The sequence below is a fragment of the Methyloversatilis discipulorum genome (assembly GCF_000527135.1).
In the GTDB taxonomy this organism is placed as follows: Bacteria; Pseudomonadota; Gammaproteobacteria; order Burkholderiales; family Rhodocyclaceae; genus Methyloversatilis; species Methyloversatilis discipulorum.
In genome coordinates this window covers 928,477-951,496 of record NZ_AZUP01000001.1, presented here as the reverse complement: position 1 = coordinate 951,496, position 23,020 = coordinate 928,477, and the positions used below count along the sequence as shown (strand labels likewise).

At 66.6% G+C, this 23,020-nt stretch carries 18 protein-coding genes; 7 read left to right on the top strand and 11 right to left on the bottom strand.

Translation table 11 applies throughout. The features are described 5' to 3' along the window. Position 1: 1 nt before the first annotated feature. Together pqqD and pqqE are read left to right on the top strand one after the other, a co-directional pair. On the top strand, positions 2-274 hold the full coding sequence (pqqD, locus tag METFAM1_RS0104270) for a pyrroloquinoline quinone biosynthesis peptide chaperone PqqD (protein WP_019918341.1): 273 nt from the start codon (positions 2-4) through the stop codon (positions 272-274). Next, positions 271-1,428 (top strand): pyrroloquinoline quinone biosynthesis protein PqqE, encoded by a 1,158-nt coding sequence (gene pqqE / locus METFAM1_RS0104265; RefSeq protein WP_019918340.1) that lies wholly within the window; start codon positions 271-273, stop codon positions 1,426-1,428. Before pqqD ends, pqqE begins: the two co-directional genes overlap by 4 nt. 82 nt (positions 1,429-1,510) lie before the next feature. Here pqqE and METFAM1_RS0104260 read toward each other — a convergent pair whose 3' ends face one another. Next, positions 1,511-2,524: a hypothetical protein gene (locus tag METFAM1_RS0104260; protein WP_232419649.1), complete on the bottom strand. Its 1,014-nt coding sequence runs from the start codon at positions 2,522-2,524 to the stop codon at positions 1,511-1,513. A 53-nt stretch (positions 2,525-2,577) separates the two neighbouring features. On the opposite strand from METFAM1_RS0104260, the gene METFAM1_RS0104255 reads away from it, so the two are divergent. Then, the gene (locus METFAM1_RS0104255) at positions 2,578-5,940 is read left to right on the top strand and encodes an MHYT domain-containing protein (RefSeq protein ID WP_019918338.1); all 3,363 of its coding nucleotides are present in this window, start codon (positions 2,578-2,580) and stop codon (positions 5,938-5,940) included. After that, a complete protein-coding gene (locus tag METFAM1_RS0104250) occupies positions 5,941-6,984 on the top strand; it encodes a response regulator (protein WP_019918337.1) in 1,044 nt (347 codons plus the stop codon). Positions 6,985-6,990: 6 nt separating this feature from the next. Here the strand turns inward: METFAM1_RS0104250 and METFAM1_RS0104245 are convergent, their stop codons facing one another. The 4 genes from METFAM1_RS0104245 to asd all read right to left on the bottom strand — a co-directional run bounded on the left by METFAM1_RS0104245 (position 6,991) and on the right by asd (position 9,072). Beyond that, positions 6,991-7,362 (bottom strand): hypothetical protein, encoded by a 372-nt coding sequence (locus METFAM1_RS0104245; RefSeq protein ID WP_019918336.1) that lies wholly within the window; start codon positions 7,360-7,362, stop codon positions 6,991-6,993. A gap of 136 nt (positions 7,363-7,498) precedes the next feature. After that, positions 7,499-7,882 (bottom strand): hypothetical protein, encoded by a 384-nt coding sequence (locus tag METFAM1_RS0104240; RefSeq protein WP_019918335.1) that lies wholly within the window; start codon positions 7,880-7,882, stop codon positions 7,499-7,501. 13 nt (positions 7,883-7,895) lie between these two features. After that, positions 7,896-8,084, bottom strand: a complete 189-nt coding sequence (locus tag METFAM1_RS0104235; protein ID WP_024300451.1) for a hypothetical protein — start codon at positions 8,082-8,084, stop codon at positions 7,896-7,898. A gap of 109 nt (positions 8,085-8,193) precedes the next feature. Further along, positions 8,194-9,072: an archaetidylserine decarboxylase gene (gene asd / locus METFAM1_RS0104230; RefSeq protein WP_019918333.1), complete on the bottom strand. Its 879-nt coding sequence runs from the start codon at positions 9,070-9,072 to the stop codon at positions 8,194-8,196. 35 nt (positions 9,073-9,107) lie between these two features. Here asd and METFAM1_RS0104225 point away from each other — a divergent pair, with 35 nt between their 5' ends. Further along, on the top strand, positions 9,108-10,757 hold the full coding sequence (locus METFAM1_RS0104225) for an aminotransferase class III-fold pyridoxal phosphate-dependent enzyme (RefSeq protein ID WP_024300450.1): 1,650 nt from the start codon (positions 9,108-9,110) through the stop codon (positions 10,755-10,757). A 133-nt stretch (positions 10,758-10,890) separates the two neighbouring features. Here the strand turns inward: METFAM1_RS0104225 and METFAM1_RS0104220 are convergent, their stop codons facing one another. Continuing rightward, positions 10,891-11,505: a hypothetical protein gene (locus METFAM1_RS0104220; RefSeq protein WP_019918330.1), complete on the bottom strand. Its 615-nt coding sequence runs from the start codon at positions 11,503-11,505 to the stop codon at positions 10,891-10,893. 194 nt (positions 11,506-11,699) lie between these two features. Here METFAM1_RS0104220 and METFAM1_RS0104215 point away from each other — a divergent pair, with 194 nt between their 5' ends. Next, the gene (locus tag METFAM1_RS0104215; protein ID WP_019918329.1) at positions 11,700-13,517 is read left to right on the top strand and encodes an EAL domain-containing protein; all 1,818 of its coding nucleotides are present in this window, start codon (positions 11,700-11,702) and stop codon (positions 13,515-13,517) included. A 13-nt stretch (positions 13,518-13,530) separates the two neighbouring features. Here the strand turns inward: METFAM1_RS0104215 and METFAM1_RS21155 are convergent, their stop codons facing one another. Continuing rightward, complete coding sequence (locus tag METFAM1_RS21155) at positions 13,531-15,396, bottom strand: pseudouridine synthase (protein WP_232419648.1); 1,866 nt, start codon at positions 15,394-15,396, stop codon at positions 13,531-13,533. A gap of 109 nt (positions 15,397-15,505) precedes the next feature. Between METFAM1_RS21155 and htpG the strand changes: the two genes are divergently transcribed. Next, on the top strand, positions 15,506-17,428 hold the full coding sequence (gene htpG, locus METFAM1_RS0104205) for a molecular chaperone HtpG (protein WP_019918326.1): 1,923 nt from the start codon (positions 15,506-15,508) through the stop codon (positions 17,426-17,428). Positions 17,429-17,464: 36 nt separating this feature from the next. Here htpG and METFAM1_RS0104200 read toward each other — a convergent pair whose 3' ends face one another. From METFAM1_RS0104200 to METFAM1_RS0104185, 4 genes are all read right to left on the bottom strand, one after another. Further along, positions 17,465-20,389, bottom strand: a complete 2,925-nt coding sequence (locus METFAM1_RS0104200; RefSeq protein WP_019918325.1) for an EAL domain-containing protein — start codon at positions 20,387-20,389, stop codon at positions 17,465-17,467. A gap of 87 nt (positions 20,390-20,476) precedes the next feature. Continuing rightward, positions 20,477-21,640, bottom strand: a complete 1,164-nt coding sequence (locus METFAM1_RS0104195) for a methyl-accepting chemotaxis protein (RefSeq protein ID WP_019918324.1) — start codon at positions 21,638-21,640, stop codon at positions 20,477-20,479. A gap of 177 nt (positions 21,641-21,817) precedes the next feature. Then, a complete protein-coding gene (locus METFAM1_RS0104190; RefSeq protein ID WP_019918323.1) occupies positions 21,818-22,516 on the bottom strand; it encodes a Bax inhibitor-1/YccA family protein in 699 nt (232 codons plus the stop codon). Positions 22,517-22,573: 57 nt separating this feature from the next. Further along, positions 22,574-22,912, bottom strand: a complete 339-nt coding sequence (locus tag METFAM1_RS0104185) for an HPF/RaiA family ribosome-associated protein (RefSeq protein WP_019918322.1) — start codon at positions 22,910-22,912, stop codon at positions 22,574-22,576. Positions 22,913-23,020: the final 108 nt, after the last annotated feature.

The window sequence follows — 23,020 nt, the reverse complement described above, 5'->3', positions numbered from 1 at the left end:
GATGACCGTCACGACCGCATCGGTGCCGAAGATCGGCCGCCACTTCCGCATCCAGTGGGAAGAGGCGCAGAAGGCCTACGTGCTGCTGTACCCGGAAGGCATGGTGAAGCTGAACCAGAGCGCCGGCGAAATCCTGAAGCGCTGTTCCGGCGAGGCCAGCGTGGCCGACATCACCGCCGATCTGGAACAGACCTTCAATGCGCAGGGCCTGCAGCAGGACGTGATCAATTTCGTCGAACTGGCGCTGCAACAGAAGTGGGTGGAAACGACATGACCGATCTCGCCGAAGCGAAAGCCGCTCAGGACGCGAGCACGATAGGGCCGCCGCTGTGGCTGCTGGCCGAGGTGACCTATCGCTGCCCGCTGCACTGTGTGTACTGCTACAACCCGGTCGACTTCGCCAAACATGAAGACGAACTGACGACCGAGGAGTGGTTCAAGGTGCTGCGCGAAGCGCGCGCGCTCGGTTCGGTGCAGTGCGGTTTTTCCGGCGGCGAGCCCATGCTGCGTGACGACCTCGAACTGCTGGTCGCCGAGGCGCACCGGCTGGGCTACTACACCAACCTGCTCACCTCGGGCGTCGGCCTCAACGAGAAGCGCATCGACGCGCTGAAGGAAGCCGGGCTGGACCACATCCAGCTGTCCTTCCAGGACTCGACGCGCGAAATGAACGACTTCCTGTCGTCCACCCGCACCTTCGACCTGAAGCGCCGCGCCGCGGACCTGATCAAGTCGCGTGGCTACCCGATGGTGATGAACTGCACCATCCACCGCCACAATATCGACCACATCGAAGCCATCCTGCAGCTCGCGGACGACATCGACGCCGAGTACGTCGAACTGGCCAACACGCAGTACTACGGCTGGGCGCAAGTGAACCGCGACCAGCTGCTGCCGTCGCGCGAACAGCTGGAGCGCGCCGAGCGCATCACCAACGAATGGCGCGAAAAGCACGGCAACAAGATGAAGCTGTTCTTCGTCGTGCCCGACTACTACGAGAAGCGGCCGAAGAAGTGCATGAACGGCTGGGGCAACATCTTCCTGACCATCACGCCGGACGGCAAGGCGCTGCCCTGTCACACCGCGCGCATGCTGCCTGGGCTGGAATTTCCGGATGTGCGCACCAGCAGCGTGCGCGAGATCTGGTACGAATCGGAAGGCTTCAACCGCTACCGCGGCACCGGCTGGATGAAGGAGCCCTGTTCCAGCTGTCCGGAGAAGGAAAAGGACTACGGCGGTTGCCGCTGCCAGGCCTACATGATCGCCAACGACCCGGCTGCCGCCGACCCGGTGTGCGACAAGTCGCCCTTCCACCAGAAGATCGTCGCCGCGGTGGAGCAGGCGCAGATTCCGGGCAACCCGCAGCAGGTGAAGCCGCTGATCTACCGCGGCCCGAAGGAATCGCTGCAGCTCGATCGTCCGTTCTGATCCCGCGTCGACGCAGGTCGCCGCTGTGGGCGCATCCATCCGGATGCGCCCTTTTTCATTCCGGCGCTCGGGCGACGTCCCGTTAGTCGCGGGGCAGGCGGTAGGGCTGGAAGCGGAAGGGTGCGGGCGCCGCGCTGTCCACATCCACCCGCGTCCAGCCCAGCCACGGCGAGCCGTGCGATTCAAGCCGTGTCACGTGCTCGAAGCGCTCGCCGGTGGCCGGATCGACCAAGGGTTTATCGACCCGGTGGGTATGCGTGTCGCCGTGTATCAGCAGCAGCGGTCGCCGGTCGTGTTTCGCCCAGGCCACCAGCCGGTCGAGGAACCACGCATGGCGCACTGACGCCCCGCCGCGCGCGTGCGCAACGAAACCCGGATGGGCATGAAAGGCGATCACCGTCGCGCGAACGGTCTGCGGATCGGCCAGCGCCGCGGCCTCGTCCAGCCAGTGGAGCACGTTGCGGCGCAATTCCCGCGCGGCGGCGTTGTCGGGCAGGGGGCTGCCCGGCAGGTTCACCCCGATGAACAGTACGCCATGACTTAGCCAGCGGGTGTTCTCCGGCGCTGCAGCCTGTCGATGCAGCGGAAACGCGGCGGGCGCGGTGAAGAAGCGTTTGCGCAGCGCCTCGAGTCGCTCGAACGGATCATGGCCGCCGGCCGACGCGCGGGTGCAGTCCAGCCAGTCGTTGTCGCCGGGCAGCAGCACCACTGGGTGGCGCGAACCCGCCAGAAGAGCATGCCGGTCTGCGTAGAGCGCGTCGTCGCAGGGCTGGTTACCGCTTTTCAGGTCACCGATGTGCAGGGAGAAGGCGAGCGGCTGACCGGCCTGCTCGGCCAGCAGGTCGGCCGCCAGCTCGCGCTCGACCCGGCTGTAGGGCATGTCGCCCCAGACGGCGAAGGACAGCCGGTCGTCCGCCTGCGCACCAAGCGTCACCGCTGCGAGCAGCAGCAGAGAACGCTTCAACGGCTTCAGCCGCCTGAACACGCGCTGCACGGCGGTGCGGATGCGCCGGGCGACATGACCGGTCTTGCCACACCCTCCGGGCAAACAGTGACGATCTTCCTCGGTGTAGGGAAAAAAAGCGGGTCGGAACATCAAGGCGCCGGGCGAAACCGCCGTAAGTGACAAAGATGCCGTGCTGAGCGGCAATGCCCACCATACGTCACTTCGGCACGATGCAGAACTTCTTCACCTCCGGCACCGACGACGCTGCGCTGATCCTGCCGATGACGCACGATCCGGCGCTGGTCGCGCTGTCGTTGCTGGTGGCCGTCTTCACCTCGCTGGTCGCGCTGTACACGGTCGGCCAGTCGGAACAGACGCCGCATCAACGCATGGCGTGGCTGATCAAGCTCGGCTGCAGCCTGGCGCTGGGCGGCGGCGTGTGGGCCATGCATTTCATCGCGATGCTGGCGCTGGACCTGTGCGTGACCGTGCGCTACGACCCGTGGATCACGCTCGCTTCCATGCTGCCCAGCCTGCTCGCCGCGCTGGCAACCATACAGCTGATGACGCGCCCCTCGCTGACGCCGCGCGAACTGCTGGCGGGTGGCGTGCTGATGGGCGGCGGCATCGGCCTGATGCACTACACCGGAATGCAGGCCATGCACATGGAGGCCCAGCTGCGCTACGACCCCTTCATGTTCGGCGTGTCGATCGCGGTGGCTGTGGTGCTGGCGACGCTGGCGCTGTGGGTGAAGTTCTTCGTGCCCATTTCCGATCGCCGGCTTCGCCTGGCGGTGAGCGGAACGGTGATGGGGCTGGCGATCGCGGGCATGCACTACGCAGGCATGGCGGCAGCGCGATTCACGGGCGTCGCCGAAAGCGCGCCGCACGTCGATACCCTGGTGCTCAGCGTGCTCGTCCTGATCGGCACCGTGGGCCTGACCGGCTTCGCCCTCGGCACCAGCGCGCTGCTGCGCTACCGGCAACTGGTCGATCAGCTCAGCGCCGGCGAGGCGCGCATGCGTGCACTGCTCGCGACGCCGGTCGATGGCGTCGTCACGTTTGACGCGGAAGGCATCGTGCAGACGATGAACCCGACCGCGGAACAGATGTTCGGCTGGCGCGAGGCGGAAATGCGCGGACGCGATTTCCGTCTGCTGCTCGCGCCCGACGAGGGCGAAACCTACGCCGCCTATCTGGCCGAGTTCAGGCGCACGCGCGTGCCGTCGCTGGCCGGGCGCAGGCGAGAAATCGTTGGCCGTCGGCGCGATGGCAGCGAACTGCCCATGCATGTGTCGATCGGTCACGCCAGCCTGCGCGAGGGCGACGTGTTCGTCTGCTACATCGCCGACATTTCCAGCTTCAAGGAAATGGCCCGCGCGGTGCGTGAAAGCGAGGCGCAGCTGCGCTCACTGATCGGCAACATTCCGGGTGTGGCCTACCGCTGCCTGATGGATGCGCACTGGACCATGCTGTTCATGAGCGACGCGACGCTGACGCTGACCGGTTACCCGAGTTCCGATTTCGTCGGCGAGAACGCGGTGCGCACCTTCAACGACATCACGCACCCGGACGACGTCGCACACACCTGGAAGGTGGTCGAGGCATCGATCCGCGATCACCGGCCCTTCGTCGTCGAGTACCGCATCACCCACGCCGATGGCTCCGTCCGCTGGATGTGGGAGCACGGCTCGGCGGTACGCAACGAGGACGGCGACATCAAGTGGATAGACGGCGTCATCCTCGACATCACCGAGCGACGCGAGATCGAGCAGGAGCTGCGCGCGGCGAAGGAGCGCGCCGAGCAGGCAGCGGCCTCGAAATCGGCCTTCCTCGCCAACATGAGTCACGAGATACGCACGCCGATGAATGCCATCATCGGCTTCACCGACGTGCTGCTCGGCCGCGAACTGCCGCCCGAGCACCGGCGTCCGCTGGAGATCGTCGGCAATTCCGCGCGTTCGCTGCTGCGCCTGCTGAACGACATCCTCGATACCGCCCGGCTCGAACGCGGTGCGGTCGAACTCGAAGAGCTCGATTTCGACCTGCCCGAGCTGCTGAGCCAGCTGGTGATGACGCTCAATGTGCAGGCCGCCGACAAGGGACTGACGCTGCGCGTGGACATTGGCAGCGGGGTCGGTCGCTACTACCGCGGCGACTCGCTGCGCATCCGCCAGGTACTGACCAATCTGATCGGCAACGCGGTCAAGTTCACCGAGCGCGGCGAAGTCGTGGTGACTGTGCGGGTGCAGGCGGATGGCGTGCATTTCGCGGTCAGCGATACCGGCATCGGCATTGCGCCGGAGCGCCTCGATGCCATCTTCGAACCCTTCACCCAGGCCGACGCGTCGATGAGCCGCCGTTTTGGCGGTACCGGTCTCGGTACGTCGATCTGCAGACAGCTGGTCGAACTGATGGGCGGCCGGATCGGTGCCCGCAGTACGCCGGGGGCCGGCAGCACTTTCCATTTCACGCTGCCCCTGCGGCCCGGCCGCGCGCCCGTCGCAGCGCAGGCGTCACCGACGGCGCTGCCGCCGATGCGGGTGCTCGTCGTCGATGACGTCGAGCAGAACGTCGAACTGCTGGCTTCCCTGCTGACGCGAGACGGACACGAGGTGGCGTCGTGCACCGAGGCGACCGAATCGGTGGTTCGGGCAAGCGCCCAACGCTTCGACCTTATCCTGATGGATCTTCACATGCCCGGCGTGAGCGGGCTCGACGCCACGCGGGCCATCCGCGCCGCCGAACTGCGTGCCGGCCGGCCGCCGGTACCGGTGATCGCGCTGACCGCCAGCGTGCTCGACGAAGACCGCGAGGCCGCGCGCAGAGCGGGCATGAACGGATTCGCCACCAAGCCCATTGACCTTGAGGCGCTGTACGCCGAGACCGCGCGCGTGCTCGGCCTGCGAACGGCCGTCACTGAGGACCGCGCCGACGTGCGCACCGAAGACCCGGTGATCGACATGAAGCGCGCACTCGCACTGTGGCGCACCCACGAGCGTGTCGAGCGGGGCATGCAGCGGCTGCTCGACGAGAACGCCGGGCTGACTCAGGAGCTTGATCGTCTCGCCGCGCTGCCGGCGCGCGACGGGCTGCGTGCGCTGACGCACCGCGTGCGCGGGGTGGCGGCCAATCTGGGGGCCGTGCAACTGGCCGCCACGCTGGGCGGCCTGGAGGACGCTGCAACGACCGAACAGCCGTTGGCACTGAGTGCGCGTATCGCCGACGTCGGGGCCGCGCTGTCGGCCTTGGGCAGCGAGGTTGCCGGCTGGCGCGTCGTGGCCGAGCGACCGGTGGCGAAGGGTGCGGAGGCGGGCTGCGATGTACAGGCCGTCCTCACTCATGCCGACACTCTGCTGAAGGCGCTGGAGCGGGGCGAATTCGATGATCTCACGCTGGCGCGGCTGCTCGCTTCGGTCGGCAACCATCCTGCGCGCGCGCAGCTTGGTCCGCTCGCCGAGGCAGTCGAGAATTTCGACGGGCTGCTTGCGATGAAACATTTGCGCACCCTGATCGCCACGATGCAGACGACCGACGCGGCGCAACTGCACGAGACGGAGGCCTGAATGGACAGGCTCGAAGAACTGATGAGCGAAGTGCCCATCGACGCAGCTGATGTGCGCAAGACCGTGCTGTGCGTCGACGACGAGCCGTCCAATCTGCAGGTGCTCAAACAGATACTGCAAGCAGAGTACCGTCTGCTGTTCGCGCGCGACGGTCGGCGGGCGATCGAACTGGCACGGGCCGAGCAACCCGATCTCATCCTGCTCGACGTGATGATGCCTGACATGGATGGCCACGAGGTCTGCCGCACCTTCAAGGCCGACGAGCGGCTGGCACGCGTGCCGGTCATCTTCGTCACCGCGCTGAGCGATGTCGAGGACGAGGCGCGCGGCCTGGAGCTGGGCGCCGTCGATTACATCTGCAAGCCGGTCAGTCCGGCCATCGTGCGTGCGCGCGTACGCACCCATCTGTCGCTGGTCAGCGTGAGCGAACTGATCGAGACACGCCTGCAGGTCATCCAGCGTCTCGGACTGGCCGCCGAATACAAGGACAACGAGACCGGTCTGCACGTCATCAGGATGAGTCACTACGCATGCATCCTCGCGCGTGCCGCCGGCTGGAGCGAGCAGCGTGCGCAGGAACTGCTGCATGCGGCACCGATGCATGACATCGGCAAGATCGGCATTCCCGACCACATCCTGCGCAAGCCCGGAAAGTTCGACGACGCCGAGTGGGAAGTCATGAAAAGCCACGTCGATATCGGCGTGCGCATCATCGGCGAGCACGACAGCGGCCTGCTTGCCGTTGCCCGGCGCATCGTCAGCGGGCACCACGAAAAATGGGACGGTTCGGGCTATCCGCACGGCTTGCGCGAAACCGCGATCCCGATCGAGGCGCGCATCGTCGCGATCGCTGACGTGTTCGATGCGCTGACCTCGGAGCGGCCCTACAAGAAGGCGTGGTCGGTCGAGGACGCGTGTGCGCTGCTGGTCGAACAGAAAGGGCGCCACTTCGAGCCGCGGCTGGTCGACCTCTTCCTCGACTGCCTGCCCCAGGTGCTGGAAATCAAGCAGCGCTGGGCGGAGCGTGCGCCAGACGCGCCCTGAGCGCGTTCAGCGCCTGAATCGCCGCTTCACGTCGAGTACGCAGCCGGATCTGTCCTTGTTGCCGAGTGTGCTGCAGGCCGCCAGTTCCGCCTCGTAGGCGGCCGCCTCTTCGGGCTGCAGAGGCGTCATCGCTTCGCCGGGAAACAGCTTGCGCGCCTGGTCCAGCGTCGTCTCGTACTGCATTCTGCTGCGCGCCAGACAGTCGTCCCTGAGTTCGGCCGCGACGCGCTCGCACTCGTGGTCCGTACGCGAGCGCTCGATGTCGGCACGCCGCAGCGCGTCCGCGTACCCTCGGCGATCGCCGGCCTGCGTACCGGCGGAGAAGCCGGCGAGCAGCGCGCACAGCAGGAGCGGCAGAGCAGGGAAGCGGCGGGTCACGAGCGTCGTCCGTAATGAGTATCCGGATGACCGATTCTAGTGATCCCGCCCGCGCTTACCGTGGCGGAATGCTCTCTGCCGGTGTCTGATTTGTGTCCATGCGTTAAGTCGCGGTACAGGCGGCGCTGCGGATCATCTAGCTGCGAAGCATCACGTCGCCGAACAGACGCACCTGATCGCCCACCCGCAGATTGCCCAGACTCGGCCGCACGACGGTGCGCAGCTCACCGCTCTCCAGCATGATGCTGATGCTGTATCGCCCGGGCGGCGCGATGCCATCCTGCTTCGGTGCATCGAGCGGGCGCGGTTCCAGCGGCTGTTCGACCAGGGGCCACAGCATGTCGATACGGACGATCTCGCCATATGGGCTTTCGACGCCGTAGGACCATGGCGTGGCCGCCGCGATCATCGCCGCCTCGGCGGTACGGCTGTCGGCGATCGCAGCGATGTCGGGCTGACGCGCGCACGCCCCGAGCAGCAGCCCGGACAGCACGGCGAGGGTGATCGGCGCGGCGTGCATGGCGCTGTGCGTCTTACTTGCGCGCTTCGTCCAGCGCGTCCTTGGCCTTGTCGCCCGCGTTCTCGATCTTGTCGCCAGCCTTCTCGACCGCGTTGTCGACGGCCTTGCCAGCACGTTCGGCCGGTCCTTCCTGCTCGCAGGCGGCCAGCGTGAAGGCAAAGGCGGCGACGAGCGTGGCAGCTACGGTGCGATGGATGTTCATGTCGGGCTCCCTGGTGTGATGGTCGGCGCACGTGCGCCGCCTCAGCATCTTCTGCATCCGGCGTTGAAAGTTCCGTCGGTGCGCCGCGCTGCAGCGTGTCGGGGCTGTCCTACACGCGGTCCGCGGGCGGCGGCGCGAACAGCGCCTGACCCATCCGTATGCGCTCGCCGGTGCGAACCTGCGGTGCCAGCGCTGCCTGGGCGGGCAGCAGCACGATGATGGTCGAGCCGTGCTCGAACCAGCCCATCTCCTCACCCCGGCGAACGGACGAATCGCAGCTCAGACGGTGCGGCCCGGCGTAGCCCGCATGCAGCGTCAGGTCGACGCAGTGCAGACGCAGGCTGGCGACCAGGATGGCAGCCACCGGCACCAGCACCAGCGGCGTGCCGTTGTACATCCGCGCCGTCAGCACGGCGCGTTCGTTGCGGCAGTAGAGCCGCTCGACACGGTCCAGCGCCGGCGGATTCACGTTCCAGGTGTCGCCCGGAAAGTAGCGCACCTGCTCGACGCGGCAGTCCGCCGGCGCGTGGAAGCGGTGGTACATCGACGCCGTGATGCGCAGCGTCACGTAGTGCCCGTCGCGCAGCTGCGCTGCCAGCGTCTCGTCGCCCAGCAGTTCGCCCAGCGTGTAGCGCATGCCCTTGGCCTGCAGCAGCGTGTCGCCGTCGATGCGACCGAGGGCGCCGACGATGGCGTCGCAGGGGCTCACCAGTACTTCGGGCCGCGGGTCGAGAGGCCGGGCGCCGTCGCGCAGTTCGCGGATGAAGGCGTCGTGCAGGCTGGAGAAGTGCGTCTTCTTCGCCTCCGACAGATCGACATCGCCGAAGGCCTTCCACAGTGCAATCGACACGTGGCGCACCCACGGATGGTCGATCTTGCTGAACCCGCCGAAGAGGCGGGTGAGTGCCGCGCGCGGGACGCGATTGGTGAGCGCGAAATTCAGCGCGTCGTTGGCCAGCAGACGCTGGAACAGGGCGCGTGCAGTCACGGTTGCGTAACCTCGCGCTGATACATGTGCAACATATGAACGAGTCCCTTCCTCTGTATGTAGCCGGCGCCGCGGCGCTGGCAGCGCTGTTGCCGCGGCTGCACCGCCGGCTCCAGCTTTCGCGGGCCAAGCACCGCTCGCTCGCCGGCCATTCGAAAATGTCGCGGCGGGTGGCGAAGCTGCTGCCCTTCTATGAATTCGACGAAACGGGCTTCTACGTCGCCGACGGCGCGCCGGACGACGTCGCCGCCCGTCGTCGCAACGGTTTTGAGGCACTGTCCGCGCTGTACGCGCAGCGTTTCGCGCGTACCCGCGCGCTGACCGACGACACGCAGTCCATGGTGTCGGACATGCAGTTCACCGGCAGCTACCGCGTGCCCTTCCAGTTCAGCCGCCATGTGCGCAGCCATCTGAAGGCCGGTTCCTTCGTGCAGTCGTCGGCCGGCGTCACGCTGACCGACCTCGACGGCAACGTGTTCTACGACCTCGCCGGCTCCTATGGCGTGAACGTATTCGGTTACGATCTCTACAAGGGCTGCATGGCGCGTGGCGCGGCGGCGGTCGAGGCGCTCGGTCCGGTGCTCGGCGCCTACCATCCGCTGCTCGCCGACAACGTGAAGCGGCTGTGCGCGATCTCCGGCATGGAAGAGGTGTCCTTTCACATGTCCGGCACCGAGGCGGTGATGCAGGCGGTGCGGCTGGCGCGCTATCACACCGGCCGCAGCCATCTGGTGCGCTTCTGCGGCGCCTACCACGGCTGGTGGGGCGACGTGCAGCCGGGCGTCGGCAATCCGACCGCGGCCGAGCACACCTATACGTTGAAGGACATGCACGCCGACACCTTGCGCGTGCTGCGCACCCGGCGCGACATCGCCTGCGTGCTGGTCAATCCGCTGCAGGCGCTGCACCCGAATGCCGGCGCGCCCGGCGACTCGTCGCTGGTCGATGGCGGTCGCCGCGCCGGCTATGACCGCGCGGCCTATACCGCCTGGCTGCAGCAGTTGCGCGAGGTGTGCACCGCGCGCGGCATCGTGCTCATCTTCGACGAGGTGTTCCTCGGCTTCCGGCTGGCAAAGGGCGGCGCGCAGGACTATTTCGGCGTGCGCGCCGATCTGGTCACCTACGGCAAGACGCTGGGTGGCGGCTATCCGGTCGGCGTCGTCTGCGGCCCGCACCGCTTGATGAAGCGCTACCGCGACGACCGGCCGGCCGACATCTGCTTCGCCCGCGGCACCTTCAATTCGCATCCGCACGTGATGGCGGCGATGAACGAATTCCTGAAGCTCCTCGACACGCCGCAGATCGAGGCGATCTACCGCGACGCCGACGCCGTGTGGGACGCGCGCGCCGAGCGCCTGAACGAGCGCCTGCGCACCGACGGCCTGCCGGTGCGCGTCGCCCACATGCAGTCGATCTGGACCGTCACCTACACCGTACCGTCGCGCTACAACTGGATGCTGCAGTACTACCTGCGCGCCGAAGGTCTGGCATTGAGCTGGGTCGGTACCGGCCGCTTCATCTTCAGCCTGAATTACGGCGAGGCCGAGTTCGATGCGGTGTGCGAGCGCTTCGTCGCGGCGGCGGCGAAGATGGAAGCCGACGGCTGGTGGTGGACGCCGCCCGGCGCCAGCAACAAGGGCATACGCCGGCGCATCCTGCGTGAAATGCTGACACGGAAGCGCTGAGCCGCCCGCGGACCGGCGTGCGCCCGGTCCGCTGCGCCCATCGGGCACGCACGCGATCCGGACCACGCAGATGAAAACGGGGAAGGGCGATGCCCTTCCCCGTTTGCCGTCGAGCCGAAAGTCTGCGCGCAACTCAGGCCTTCGCTGCGTGCTGCGCGTGCATCGGATCGATCAGTTCGCCGCGCAGCAGCGCCAGCGGCGCGCGGTGATAGAGCTTCACGTCGTGGAAGGGATCGGTGGCGATCTTGGTCGCCCACACCAGGCCGGTCTGCACGCCCTGCAGGTGGAACAGGTGCAGCGTGCGGAAGATGAGGCCGCCGATGCCGATGGCGATCCAGGTGACCGACATGTTGTACAGGAAGCCGCGCGCGTCGGTATGCGCCTCGAACAGGCCGAACAGCGTCGGGTCGATGTAGAGCGCCAGCGGCGACGCCGCCCAGATCGCCATCAGCACCACCTTGCGGCGCAGGTTGTAGCCGACCTTGATGTCTTCCTTGTGCTCGTGCGTCGCCTGATTGATGTGGTCGTAGCCCTTGGGCTCGAAAAAGAAGTGGCCGGCCTGGCGCGACACCATGGCCACGCCCCAGCTCAGCAGTGCGGCGATCACCGGATCGACGAAAAGCATCACATAGGCGCACAGGAAGCTCAGCGCGCTGAGCAGGTGCAGCGCCTGGTTGATGCGGCTGTGGTGGTAGTAGCGGTGATCGTCCCAGCGCTGGGTGCGCAGTTCTTCGAAAAAGGAATGCATGTAAGTCCTCCTGTGAGTGTGGCAAGACTAGGAAGACAGGGTTACGGCCGGAATGCAGTTCGTCTAAGAATTGGTGACAGATCCGCATCGCAATCCGACTTCGCCGCGCGTAGCGAAAGCTTCACCGAAGCTTCACGAAAGCTGGCGGCCTCGCTGCCGATAGGCACTCGGGTCCATGAATACAACAGACAGACATGCACACCTCTTCCGACAAGCTGAACCAGACCGCGCTGCGCGCATTGATCGATGGCCGCGCGCTGGGCATGGTGTTCCAGCCCATCGTCCGCCTCGATGACGCGGCCGTCGTGGCGCACGAAGCGCTGGTGCGCGGCCCCGAGGGCGGTGCGCTGCACCTGCCGGCGGTGCTGTTCGCCACTGCGCGTTCCATCGGCCTCGAAGCCGAACTCGAAATCGCCTGCGTCGAGGCGGCGGTGCGCCAGTTCGATCCGGCGACGCCGGGCCAGCTCTATGTCAATTGCAGCGCCGGCACCATCCGTCATCTCGGCTCGGAGGGTTGCGTCGGCCTGCTGTCGCTGCTGGCCGGGCACGCGCTGTCACCGGCACGCCTGGTGCTGGAACTGACCGAACACGAACGGGTGACCGACGTCGATTCGCTGCGCGTCAGCCAGGCGCGGCTGTCGGCGCTGGGCATCGTCGTCGCACTCGACGACTTCGGCGACGGGCGCTCCAGCCTGCGTCTGTGGGCCGAACTGGCGCCGCCGCGGGTGAAGCTCGACCGCTACTTCACGCACGGCATCCACACCGACAGCCGACGCGTCGAGGCGGTGCGTGCCGCGGTACAGCTGGCGCGCTCCTTCGGCGCCGAACTGGTGGCTGAGGGCATCGAGCACGAGGCCGAACTGGCGGTGCTGCGCGACCTCGGTGTGCATTTCGGCCAGGGCTATCTGCTCGGGCGGCCGCAGGGCCAGACGGTCAGTCACATGCAGCCGGCGGTGATCGCGCTGATGCAGTCGCGGCAGATCGCCGTACTGCCGGACACGCCGCATCGCGACATGAGCACCGGCACGGTGAGCCGGCTGGCGATCTCGGCGCCTGCGGTCGAGCCGGACACGCCCAACCTGTCGGTGGTGCAGGTGTTTGCCGATCACCCGGAGCTGCTGGCGCTGCCGGTGCTGGAGCAGGGCATTCCGGTCGGGCTGATCAACCGGCGCAGCTTCATGGACCTGTACACCCAGCCGTATCACAAGGAGGTGTACGGCAAGAGGCCGTGTGCGCTGTTCATGAATCCGAACCCGCTGCGCGTCGAGCGCAGCACGCCGCTGGAATCGATGAGCACCGTGCTGGCGGGCGAGGATCAGCGCTATCTGTACGATGGTTTCGTCGTCACCGAACACGGCCGCTACGTCGGCGTGGCGACCGGAGAGAGCCTGGTGCGCGCGGTGACCGAAATGCGCATCGAAGCGGCGCGGCACGCCAATCCGCTCACCTTCCTGCCGGGCAATATTCCGATCACCGAACACCTGCAGCGGCTGATGGCGGGGCGGGCCAGCTATGCGGCGTCCTACTTCGACCTGAACAACTTCAAGCCCTTCAACGACCTCTACGGCTATTACCGGGGCGACGAAATGATCAAGCTGGCGGCGCGCAGCATCCAGCAGGAGGCGGACCCGCTGCGCGACTTCGTCGGCCACGTCGGCGGCGACGACTTCATCGTGCTGTTTCAGAGCGAGGACTGGCAGGCGCGCTGCGAGCGCATCATCGCCCGCTTCAATGCCGAGGCACGCGGCCTGTTCAATGCGGAAGAGCTGGCCAGCGGTCACATGGAGGGCGAGGACCGCAAGGGCAACCGCACGCGCTTTCCGCTCACCACGCTGTGTGCCGGCGTGGTGCTGGGGCAGGGCGGCGGCTTCCGTACCGCCGAGGAGGTCGCTTCGGCCGCGGCCAGCGCCAAACGGCAGGCCAAGGCCAGCGGCGGCGGCCTGCACGTGCAGACCGCCGGTTGCAGCGCCAACGACGCGGCGCCGGAGGTGCCGGCGCTCGACGTGGCGTGACGCCGTCAGGCGCTCAGAACAGCTCGTCCTTGCGCAGGTAACGCCACTTGCCGACCGGCAGGTCGGCCAGCGGAACGCGGCCGATGCGCACGCGTTTGAGCGCGACGACTTCGAGGCCGACCAGTTCGCACATGCGGCGGATCTGGCGCTTCTTGCCCTCGCGCAGCACGAAGCGCATCTGCTCCTCGTTCTGCCAGCTCACCTTGGCCGGCTTCAGCGCTTCGCCGTCCAGCTCCAGCCCGTGGTTCAGCAGCTTCAGCGATTCCTCGGGAAAGTCCTCGGACAGCGCGCCGTGACCGAAGGGCTTCGTCGCCCTGACGCGGACGAGGTATTCCTTCTCGATGGTCGAGTCCTCCCCGATCAGCTGGCGGGCGACGCGGCCGTCCTGGGTCAGCACCAGCAGGCCGTGCGAATCGATGTCGAGACGACCGGCCGGGGCCAGGCCGCGCAGGTGGTTGCGGTTGAATTTCAGACCCGAGCGGTCGCCGGCCCACTGGTTCTCCGGCAGGAAAAGCACGCTGGCCGGTTCGTGGCCGTCTTCGGCCTGACCGCTGACGTAGCCGACCGGCTTGTGCATCAGCACGGTCACGCGCAGCGCCTGGTCGGCGCGCGCCTGCTTGTGCACCTCGACCTTCTGGTGCGGCAGCACGCGCTGGCCCAGCAGCGCCACTTCGCCATCGACGGTGACCCAGCCGCGGGCGATCCAGTCGTCCGCCTCGCGACGCGATGCGGCACCGCGGTCGGCCAGCCAGCGCGACACGCGGATGCCGTCCTTCGCCTCGTCGCCGTCGTCGCCTTGTTCGGCCTTCACACGCCCCAGCTTGTCGGTATCGCGCTCATCCCAGGCCTTGGCCGGACGCACCGGCGCCGCTTTCGGCGGGCGCGGCTTGAAATCGCTGCCTGCGCGGGCAGGGCGGCTGTCGCCCTCGCTGCGACGCGGCGGGCGTTCGCCTGCATTCCCACCCGACTCGCTGCGGGTCGGGCGTTTGCGGTTCTCCCAGGGCTTGCGCTCGCCGGATTCGGCGCGCGGCGGGCGGGCGTCGCGATCCGGACGCGGTGCCCATTCACGCTTTTCGCCAGCCGGGCGCGGCGGACGGTCACCGAAGTCCTTGCGCGGCGGGCGTTCGCCAAAATTGCCGCCCGACTCGCTGCGGGCCGGGCGCTCGCGGTTTTCCCACGGCTTGCGCTCGCCAGATTCGGCGCGCGGCGGGCGGGCATCGCGATCCGGACGCGGCGCCCATTCGCGCTTTTCGCCGGCCGGGCGCGGCGGCCGATCACCGAATTCCTTGCGCGGCGGACGCTCACCGGAATTCCCGCCTGACTCGCTGCGGGCCGGGCGCTCGCGGTTCTCCCACGGCTTGCGCTCACCGGATTCGGCGCGCGGCGGGCGGGCGTCGCGATCCGGACGCGGCGTCCATTCGCGCTTCTCGCCAGCCGGGCGCGGCGGACGGTCACCGTATTCCTTGCGCGGCGGGCGCTCGCCAAAATTGCCGCCCGACTCGCTGCGGGCGGGGCGCTCGCGGTTTTCCCAGGGCTTGCGCTCGCCGGATTCGGCGCGCGGCGGACGGGCGTCGCGGTCAGGGCGGGGCGTCCATTCGCGCTTTTCGCCGGACGGGCGCGGCGGGCGGTCACCGAATTCCTTGCGCGGCGGACGGTCGCCATCCGGACGCGCTGAACGCGGCTTGCGCGCCGGAACGTCCTTGGCGGCGGGTTTGGCGTAGGACTTGGCGGCCGGCGCGACCTGCGTCGTGTTGCGGCTCAGCGTGCGCGACTTGGCCGTGCTGTTGCGCACCGGCTTGCGGGCCGGATCACGGTCGGTCGGCGTGTTGTCGTCGGATTTGCGCGGCAAACCCAGTTTGGTGCGGGTGGTCATCGGCATGAAAACATTCTGTGGACCCGACAGCATAGCGGGGTCTTGAAATGCCGGGGGGAAGTCTCCATATCCCGCCGTTGTCATTCCACCCTACGTCTACTGATTCGGAGTTGTCATGTCGGACACCGCAACCGCCCAGACCATGAATTTCCAGGCCGAGGTGAAGCAGCTGCTGCACCTGATGATCCACTCGCTATACAGCAACCGCGACATCTTCCTGCGCGAACTGGTGAGCAACGCCTCGGACGCCTGCGACAAGCTGCGCTTCGAAGCCATCGCCAACCCGGCGCTGTTCGAATCCGATGCCGACCTGAAGATCCGCGTCGCCTACGACAAGGCGGCGCGCACCATCACCATCACCGACAACGGCATCGGCATGTCGCGCGACGATGCGATTTCGCATCTGGGCACCATCGCCCGCAGCGGTACCAAGGAGTTCTTCTCCAGCCTGACCGGCGACCAGAAGAAGGACGCCAATCTGATCGGCCAGTTCGGCGTCGGTTTCTACTCGGCCTTCATCGTCGCCGACACCGTCACCGTGAACACCCGTCGCGCCGGTCTGCCCGCCGAACAGGGCGTGCGCTGGTCCTGCTCGATGACCGGCGATACCGCCGGCGAGTATTCGGTGGAATCCATCACCAAGGCCGACCGCGGCACCGAGATCGTGCTGCATCTGCGCGAGGACCAGGACGAACTGCTGTCCGGCTTCAAGCTGCGCTCCATCATCCGCGAATACTCCGACCACATCCTGCAGCCGGTGGTGATGAAGAAAGAGGAGTGGAAGGATGGTGAGCAGGTGATGACCGACGAGGACGAAACGGTCAATCAGGCCAGCGCGCTGTGGACCCGCTCGAAGTCGGACATCAGCGACGAGCAGTACGTCGAGTTCTACAAGCACGTCGCCCACGACTTCAGCGATCCGCTGGCATGGACCCATACCCGCGTCGAGGGCCGTCACGAGTACACGCAGCTGCTCTACATTCCGTCGCGCGCGCCGTTCGACATGTGGGACCGCAACGCCAGCCACGGCCTGAAGCTCTACGTGCGCCGCGTGTTCATCATGGACGACGCCGAGAAGCTGCTGCCGGCCTATCTGCGCTTCGTGCGCGGCGTGGTCGATTCGGCCGACCTGCCGCTCAACGTGTCGCGCGAAATCCTGCAGGAAAGCCGCGACATCGACACCATCCGCTCCGGCTGCACGAAGAAGATCCTGTCGGTGCTGGAAGAACTCGCCGAAAACCAGAAGGACAAGTACGCCACCTTCTGGAAGGAATTCGGCCGCGTGCTGAAGGAAGGCGTGGGCGAGGACCAGGCCAACCGCGAAAAGGTGGCCGGCCTGCTGCGCTTCGCCTCGACCCATCTCGACACCGAGGAACAGTCGGTGTCCTTCGCCGACTACATCGGCCGCATGAAGGAAGGTCAGGACAAGATCTATTACGTCACCGCCGAAACCTTCAAGGCGGCGAAGAACAGTCCGCACCTCGAAGTGTTCCGCAAGAAGGGTATCGAGGTGCTGCTGCTGTCCGACCGCATCGACGAGTGGGTGGTCGGCAACATGAACGACTTCGATGGCAAGCAGCTGGTGTCGGTCGCCAAGGGCGGCCTCGACCTCGGCGCGCTGGCTGACGAGGAAGAAAAGAAGGCGCTGGAGCGCGACGAAGGCGAATTCAAGCCGCTGGTCGACAAGCTGCAGGCCAGTCTGGTCGAGCGGGTGAAGGAGGTGCGCATCACGCACCGTCTGACCGAGTCGCCGGCCTGCCTGGTGTCGGACGAATTCGACATCGGCGGCAACCTGGCCCGCATCCTGAAGTCGGCCGGGCAGGAAGCGCCGCTGGCCAAGCCCATTCTCGAGATCAATCCGCAGCACCCGGTGGTGCAACGGCTGCGCGGCGAGGAAGCGCACTTCGACGACTGGGCCGGCGTGCTGTTCGACCAGGCCCTGCTGGCCGAAGGCGGGGCGCTCGAAGATCCGGCCAGTTTCGTGCGGCGGATGAACCAGCTCATGCTGGCGATGAGCGGCAGCGCAGCGGCCGGCTGATCCACTCCGGGGCCGGCGCGCTCGCGCCGGCCTTCTTCAGCTCACGCCCATCATCTGCGCGAAGCTGTGCGGCGAGGCCTGCTGTGCCCGCAGCAGCGCCTCGAACTCCGCAGCCGGCAGCGGTTTCGCGAACAGGTAACCCTGCGCGTAATCGCAGCCCAGCGCGTCCAGAATGTCGCGCTGCGTCACCGTCTCTACGCCTTCCGCCACCACCTTGATGCCCAGCTTGTGCGCCAGCAGCACGATGGCCTCGGGCAGGGCGGTACCGGAGGGATCGACCGTCATGTTGCGGACGAAGGACTGGTCGATCTTCAGGTAGTCCATGTCGAACTTGCTCAGATAGGACAGCGCCGAGTAGCCGGTGCCGAAGTCGTCGATCGAAATCTGCATGCCCGCCTCGCGGAATGTCTGCAGTTGTCGTGAAACGCTGCTGCTGGCGTCGAGCAGCAGGCTTTCGGTGATTTCTATCACCACGCTGTCGCCCGGCAGGCCGAGTGCTTGCATGTGGGCGATCCAGCTGGCGTGGCACTCGCTGCGCGCGAACTGGGCCGGTGACATGTTCACGCCCATCTGCAGCTCCTGGACGTAGTGCTCACGCCAGTGCAGCAACTGGCGTGTCGCGTCGCGGAACACGTGGTCGCCGATCGGCACGATGAGGCCGGTTTCCTCGGCGAGCGGAATGAAATCGGCCGGGCTGACCAGACCGCGCTCCGGGTGCATCCAGCGCAGCAGCGCCTCGGTCTTGTGGATGCGACCGGTGGCGAGGCTGATGATGGGCTGGTAATGCAGCACGAACTGGTCGTTGTCGACCGCGGTGCGCAGATCCTGCACCAGTTGCTGGCGCCGGAGGGCGGCCTCCTGCATCGAACTGACGAAGTGGTTGAAGCGGTCGCGCCCGGCATCCTTGGCGCCGTACATCGCCTGGTCGGCGTTGCGGATCAGGCTGTCGGCGTCGGTGCCGTCCTGCGGATAGACGGTGATGCCGATGCTGGCCGACAGATGAGCGTGGGCATGACCGAGTTCGAACGGCGCCTGCAGCGCCCGCAGCACCTCGCCAGCGATGCGTTCGGTTCCGGCGGGGTCGTCCTGTTCCGACAGGATGACGGTGAACTCGTCGCCGCCCAGTCGCGCCACCGTGTCGGATTCGCGCACGCAGGCGCGGATGCGACGCGCAGCCTCGATCAGCACCTGGTCACCGGTCTGGTGGCCAAATGCGTCGTTCACGTCCTTGAAGCGATCGAGGTCGATGAACATCAGCACCATCGGACGGCCGCTGCGATGCGACGTGCGCAGCGCCTGCTCCAGCCGGTCGCGGAACATGCGGCGGTTCGGCAGCTGGGTCAGCACGTCGTAGTTCGCCTGCGTCCAGATCAGTTCCTCGGTGCGCTTCTGTTCCGTGATGTCGCGGATGAAGGCGCTGAATTCGTAGGTGCCACGATGCATGTTCGCGGAAATGGTCAGTTCGATCGGCAGATCGTGTCCTTGACGATGACGGCCGCTGATCTTGATCCGCTTGTTCAGCACCGGGCCGACGCCGGACGTGATGAAGTGCTTCAGGCCGCGCACGTGGGCGTCGCGATGTTCCGGGGGAATGATCACGTCGTGCATAGGCCGGCCCATCACGTCCGCGCGCGACCAGCCGAATATCCGCTCAGCCTGCAGATTCCAGCCAGTGATCAGGCCATCGGCGTTCATCTGTACCACAGCGTCGAGAGCCGATTCGATGATGGCGCGCATGCGCGCCTCGTCTTCCTCGCGCGCCGCCATCAGACCGGTCAGCCCGTCCGCCATCTCGTTGAAGCTGGCGGCCACCTGCGCCAGCTCGTCCTGGCTGTCCGGGCGGATGCGTACCTTCAGATCACCGCCCGCCAGAGCGTGTGCCGAGGCGGCAAGTTCGGCCACCGTGCGGGTAATGGCGAAATAGCCGCCGATGATGCAGTAGGCGGCGCCGCCGAGCAGCAGCAGGGCGACGCCGAGGGTGGTTTTGAGCGCATGGTCGAGCCGGTCGATGCGCTGGCGGATCAGCGCCTCGGCGGTCGGCAGCAGCGACTGTTCGATCTGCTGATAGATGCGGTCGATGGCCGCCGTCGTGCCGTCAAAGAACAGCTGCGGAGACAACAGGGTGTGTGCGGACGACGCCAGCAACTGCGTCTCGACCTGACGCACGATGTTGCCCAGCGAGTCGGCAATGTCCGCCGCTGATCTCGACACCGTTTCCTGCAACGAGGGGTTGTAGCGGCCGGTCTTTTCGATGTTGTAACTGGCGCTCTTGCGCGCCGCATCGAGTTCGGCGACCAGCGCCGACATCTCGATCACCTGCTGCGTCGTCGCCGATCCGGCCGAAAGGATGACGGTGCCGAAGGCACGTACCCTGCCGAGTCGTTCTATCGTCGCCGGCAGCTTGCTCACGCTGCTGTCGATCAGGTAGTAGGACGCCGGTTCCGGGTCCAGCGTGAGCAGGTAGCGGTCAGCAACGTCGGCTTCGAAGTTGAGCATCTGCTCGATCAGCCGCGTGTGCACCTCGAAGCTGATTTCCGGAGACCAGCCCGGCCCCTGCATGCGCAGGCGTTCCCAGTCGGTGCGCATCTCGAAGAAGTCGCGGCTGGTGGTCAGATCGCGCGGGAGTGCCTGCACCAGCGCTTCGAAGGCGGCGGTGACCTCTGCTTCGCGCGCTTCGCGCTCGGGTCGCATCGTTGCGACGCCGCCCAGTTCGCCGGCAACCAGGCCGCGATGCTTCTGCAGCGACTGCACGACGTGCGTCAGCGTACGGATGCGCGCGATGCCTTCAAGCTCGTACCGGGCCGCGCGGATGTCCGAGCTCAGACTGGTGTAGAGGTTGTAGACGACGACCGCGAAGGCGAACAGCACCATGGAGCCCAGCACCGCGAACTTGCGGGGGTAGTCCAGCCGGTTCATCAGTCGGATGGCGGGACTGAACAGTGTGCGGATGCCGCTTGCCATTTGTCTCGGATGCCTGCCTTGCTGCGTACTTGGAGTCGGATTTGCCGACGGGTGCAGGCGACGCCGTCCGCGGGGTGCCCGAGGTGATCAGGTCTTGAAGGCCTGCACGGCGGCTTGCAGCGTCTGTGCCGCGCTGGCCACTTCATTGCCCTGCCGGGCGGTTTCCTGCGCACCGTGCGCGCTCTCTTCCGACAGCGCGAACAAGACGTCGTTATTGCGCACGATCTCGCTCACCGCAGCGTTCTGCACGCTGAGGCTGCTGCTGATCGTGGTCGACTTGCCTGACAGTTCGAGCAGGCGCTGCAGGATGTCGTCGAACTCGCTGACCGCAGCCGCCGTGTTCTGCGTGGCGCCATTCACTTCCTCGCTCGAACTGCGGACCAGCGCGATCGTCTGTTCGGCGTCGTCGCGGATGCGCACCACCAGTTGGCTGATGTCGTTTGCCGACGCCTGGCTGCGCTGCGCGAGCTTGCGCACCTCGTCGGCCACCACGGCAAAGCCACGACCCTGTTCGCCGGCACGGGCGGCCTCGATGGCGGCGTTCAGCGCCAGCAGGTTGGTCTGATCGGACAGTTCCTTGATCAGTTCATTGATGCGGTTGATCGCACGCGAGTCCTCGACCAACTGCTCGATCACGGTGAGCGAGCTGGCCATCTTGTCGGAGGCGGCATGTACGCTGGTCAGCGATGCCTGCAGCGTGGTCTTGCCCGCCTGCGATGCTTCGCCGGCGCTGCGCGCCAGTTCGCTCGCCTCGTGCGACAGCGACTCGACCTCGCGGATGTTGCCGCTCATCTGTTCGATCGCGCTGCCGACGGCGCGGATCGAATCGAGCTGACGCGTTCCGTTCTCGCGCGCGGCACCGGAGAAGGTGGACAGGTCCACCGCGGCACTGGTCAGCGTGCCCGACAGTCCTTGCACGCGCTCGACCAGCTGCTTTACGGCCTTGCGGGCCGCGTTGTACTCGTAGCACAGCCAGGCGAAATCGTCCTTGCCGTCGAGGCTCAGCTTGCAGTCCAGGTGGCCCTTGGCCAGCGCGTTGAGGCCGCCGACGATCACTTCGGCGCGCTGGCCGTAGAAGCGGCCGATCAGGGTGCCGGTGAGGGCGCCGCCGAGCAGCAGAGCCAGCGAAGCACTGATCTGCACGGGCCAGTTCTCCCAGCCGGAGGCGACGTTCAGCACGGCGCAGCAGACCAGCGCCGACGAGGCGCCGAACAGTGCAAAGGCCTTGCGCACACTCAGATTCTTCAACATGGCTCCTCCGGCGGGCGTATGTGTTGTGTGTTGCCCGGGTGCTGCGGCTACCCGTCCTGCAGGGTAACGGGTGCATTTCCCAGTTTCTTGAGCCGGCACGGCCGCGTTGCGGGACGAAAAAAAGTCCGCGGGCGGCAGGCGCCGCGCGCGGACAACCGGGATCGCACCGGAGGAGTGTCAGTCGTTGCTGCTGCCCATGAAGCCGAACAGCTGGAGCAGCGAGGTAAAGAGGTTGAAGATGGACACGAACAGGCCGGTGGTGGCCATCACGTAGTTCGTCTCACCTCCGCGCACGATGCGCTGCGTTTCGAAGGCGATCATGCCGGCCATCAGCAGCACCACGGCCGCGGACACGGTCAGCGACAGCGCCGGGATCTGGAAGAACATGGCACCCAGACCCGCCAGGATCGCCACCACCATGCCGATGAACAGGAAGCTGCCCATGCCCGACAGGTCACGCTTCGTCACCGTCGCCCAGCCGGACATCGCGAGGAAGACACCGGCGGTGGCGCCGAGCGCCAGCGTGATGGTCTGGTTGCCGCCGGGCAGGCTCATCACCGCGTTCAGCAGCGGGCCGATGGTGTAGCCCATGAAGCCGGTCAGCGCGAAGGTGAGCAGCACGCCTGCGCCGCTGTCGCGGAACTTGTTGACCGCGAACAGCAGGCCGAAGTAGCCGGCCAGCGTCAGCAGGATGCCGGGCGCCGGCCAGCGCGCTGCCATGGCGACGTAGGCGATCAGGGCACTGAACGCCAGATTCATGCCGAGCAACATATAGGTGTTGCGCAGCACCTTGCGGCCGGCACCGTCGATAACGACTGCATCGGCGACCTCGGCGCGCAGGCCGAGCGGGGTGGTACGGGGATATCGATGTTCCATGTCTGTATTACTCCATTCGTTGAAAGCGTTGAGACGGATGCGCCCGATCGCGCGGGCTCATTCGGTCTGGAAATTCAGTGTCCGGGCGGATGAGTGCTGCCGGGCGCGGCGTACCGTGCGCACCAGGCGCTGTGCAGCGCGGGCGAAGGCGGCATCGAGCGCACCGCGCCAGTCGCGCGAGCGGGCGCTGACCACCACCGGTTCGCTGCCGATCATCTGCAGTTCGACGCGTACCTCCTTGTCGACGCCACCACGCGGACCATTGGTGTCGTCGAGCCTCACCTTCGCTCTCGGCACGCGCCAGGCGAGTCGCCGCAGCACGAAGCGCAGCCGGTTCTCGGCCACGCTGCGCAGGGCACTGACTTCCGGATTCCGTGATTCGACGATGACTTCCATGGCGGACCTCCTGTGTGGGATGGAGCCGCCACCTTACGCGCGCATGCGTTTCCTAAAAATGGATGTTTGTAGTAGTTTTACTTCGTTAATTACGAAGTTTCAGGCGAC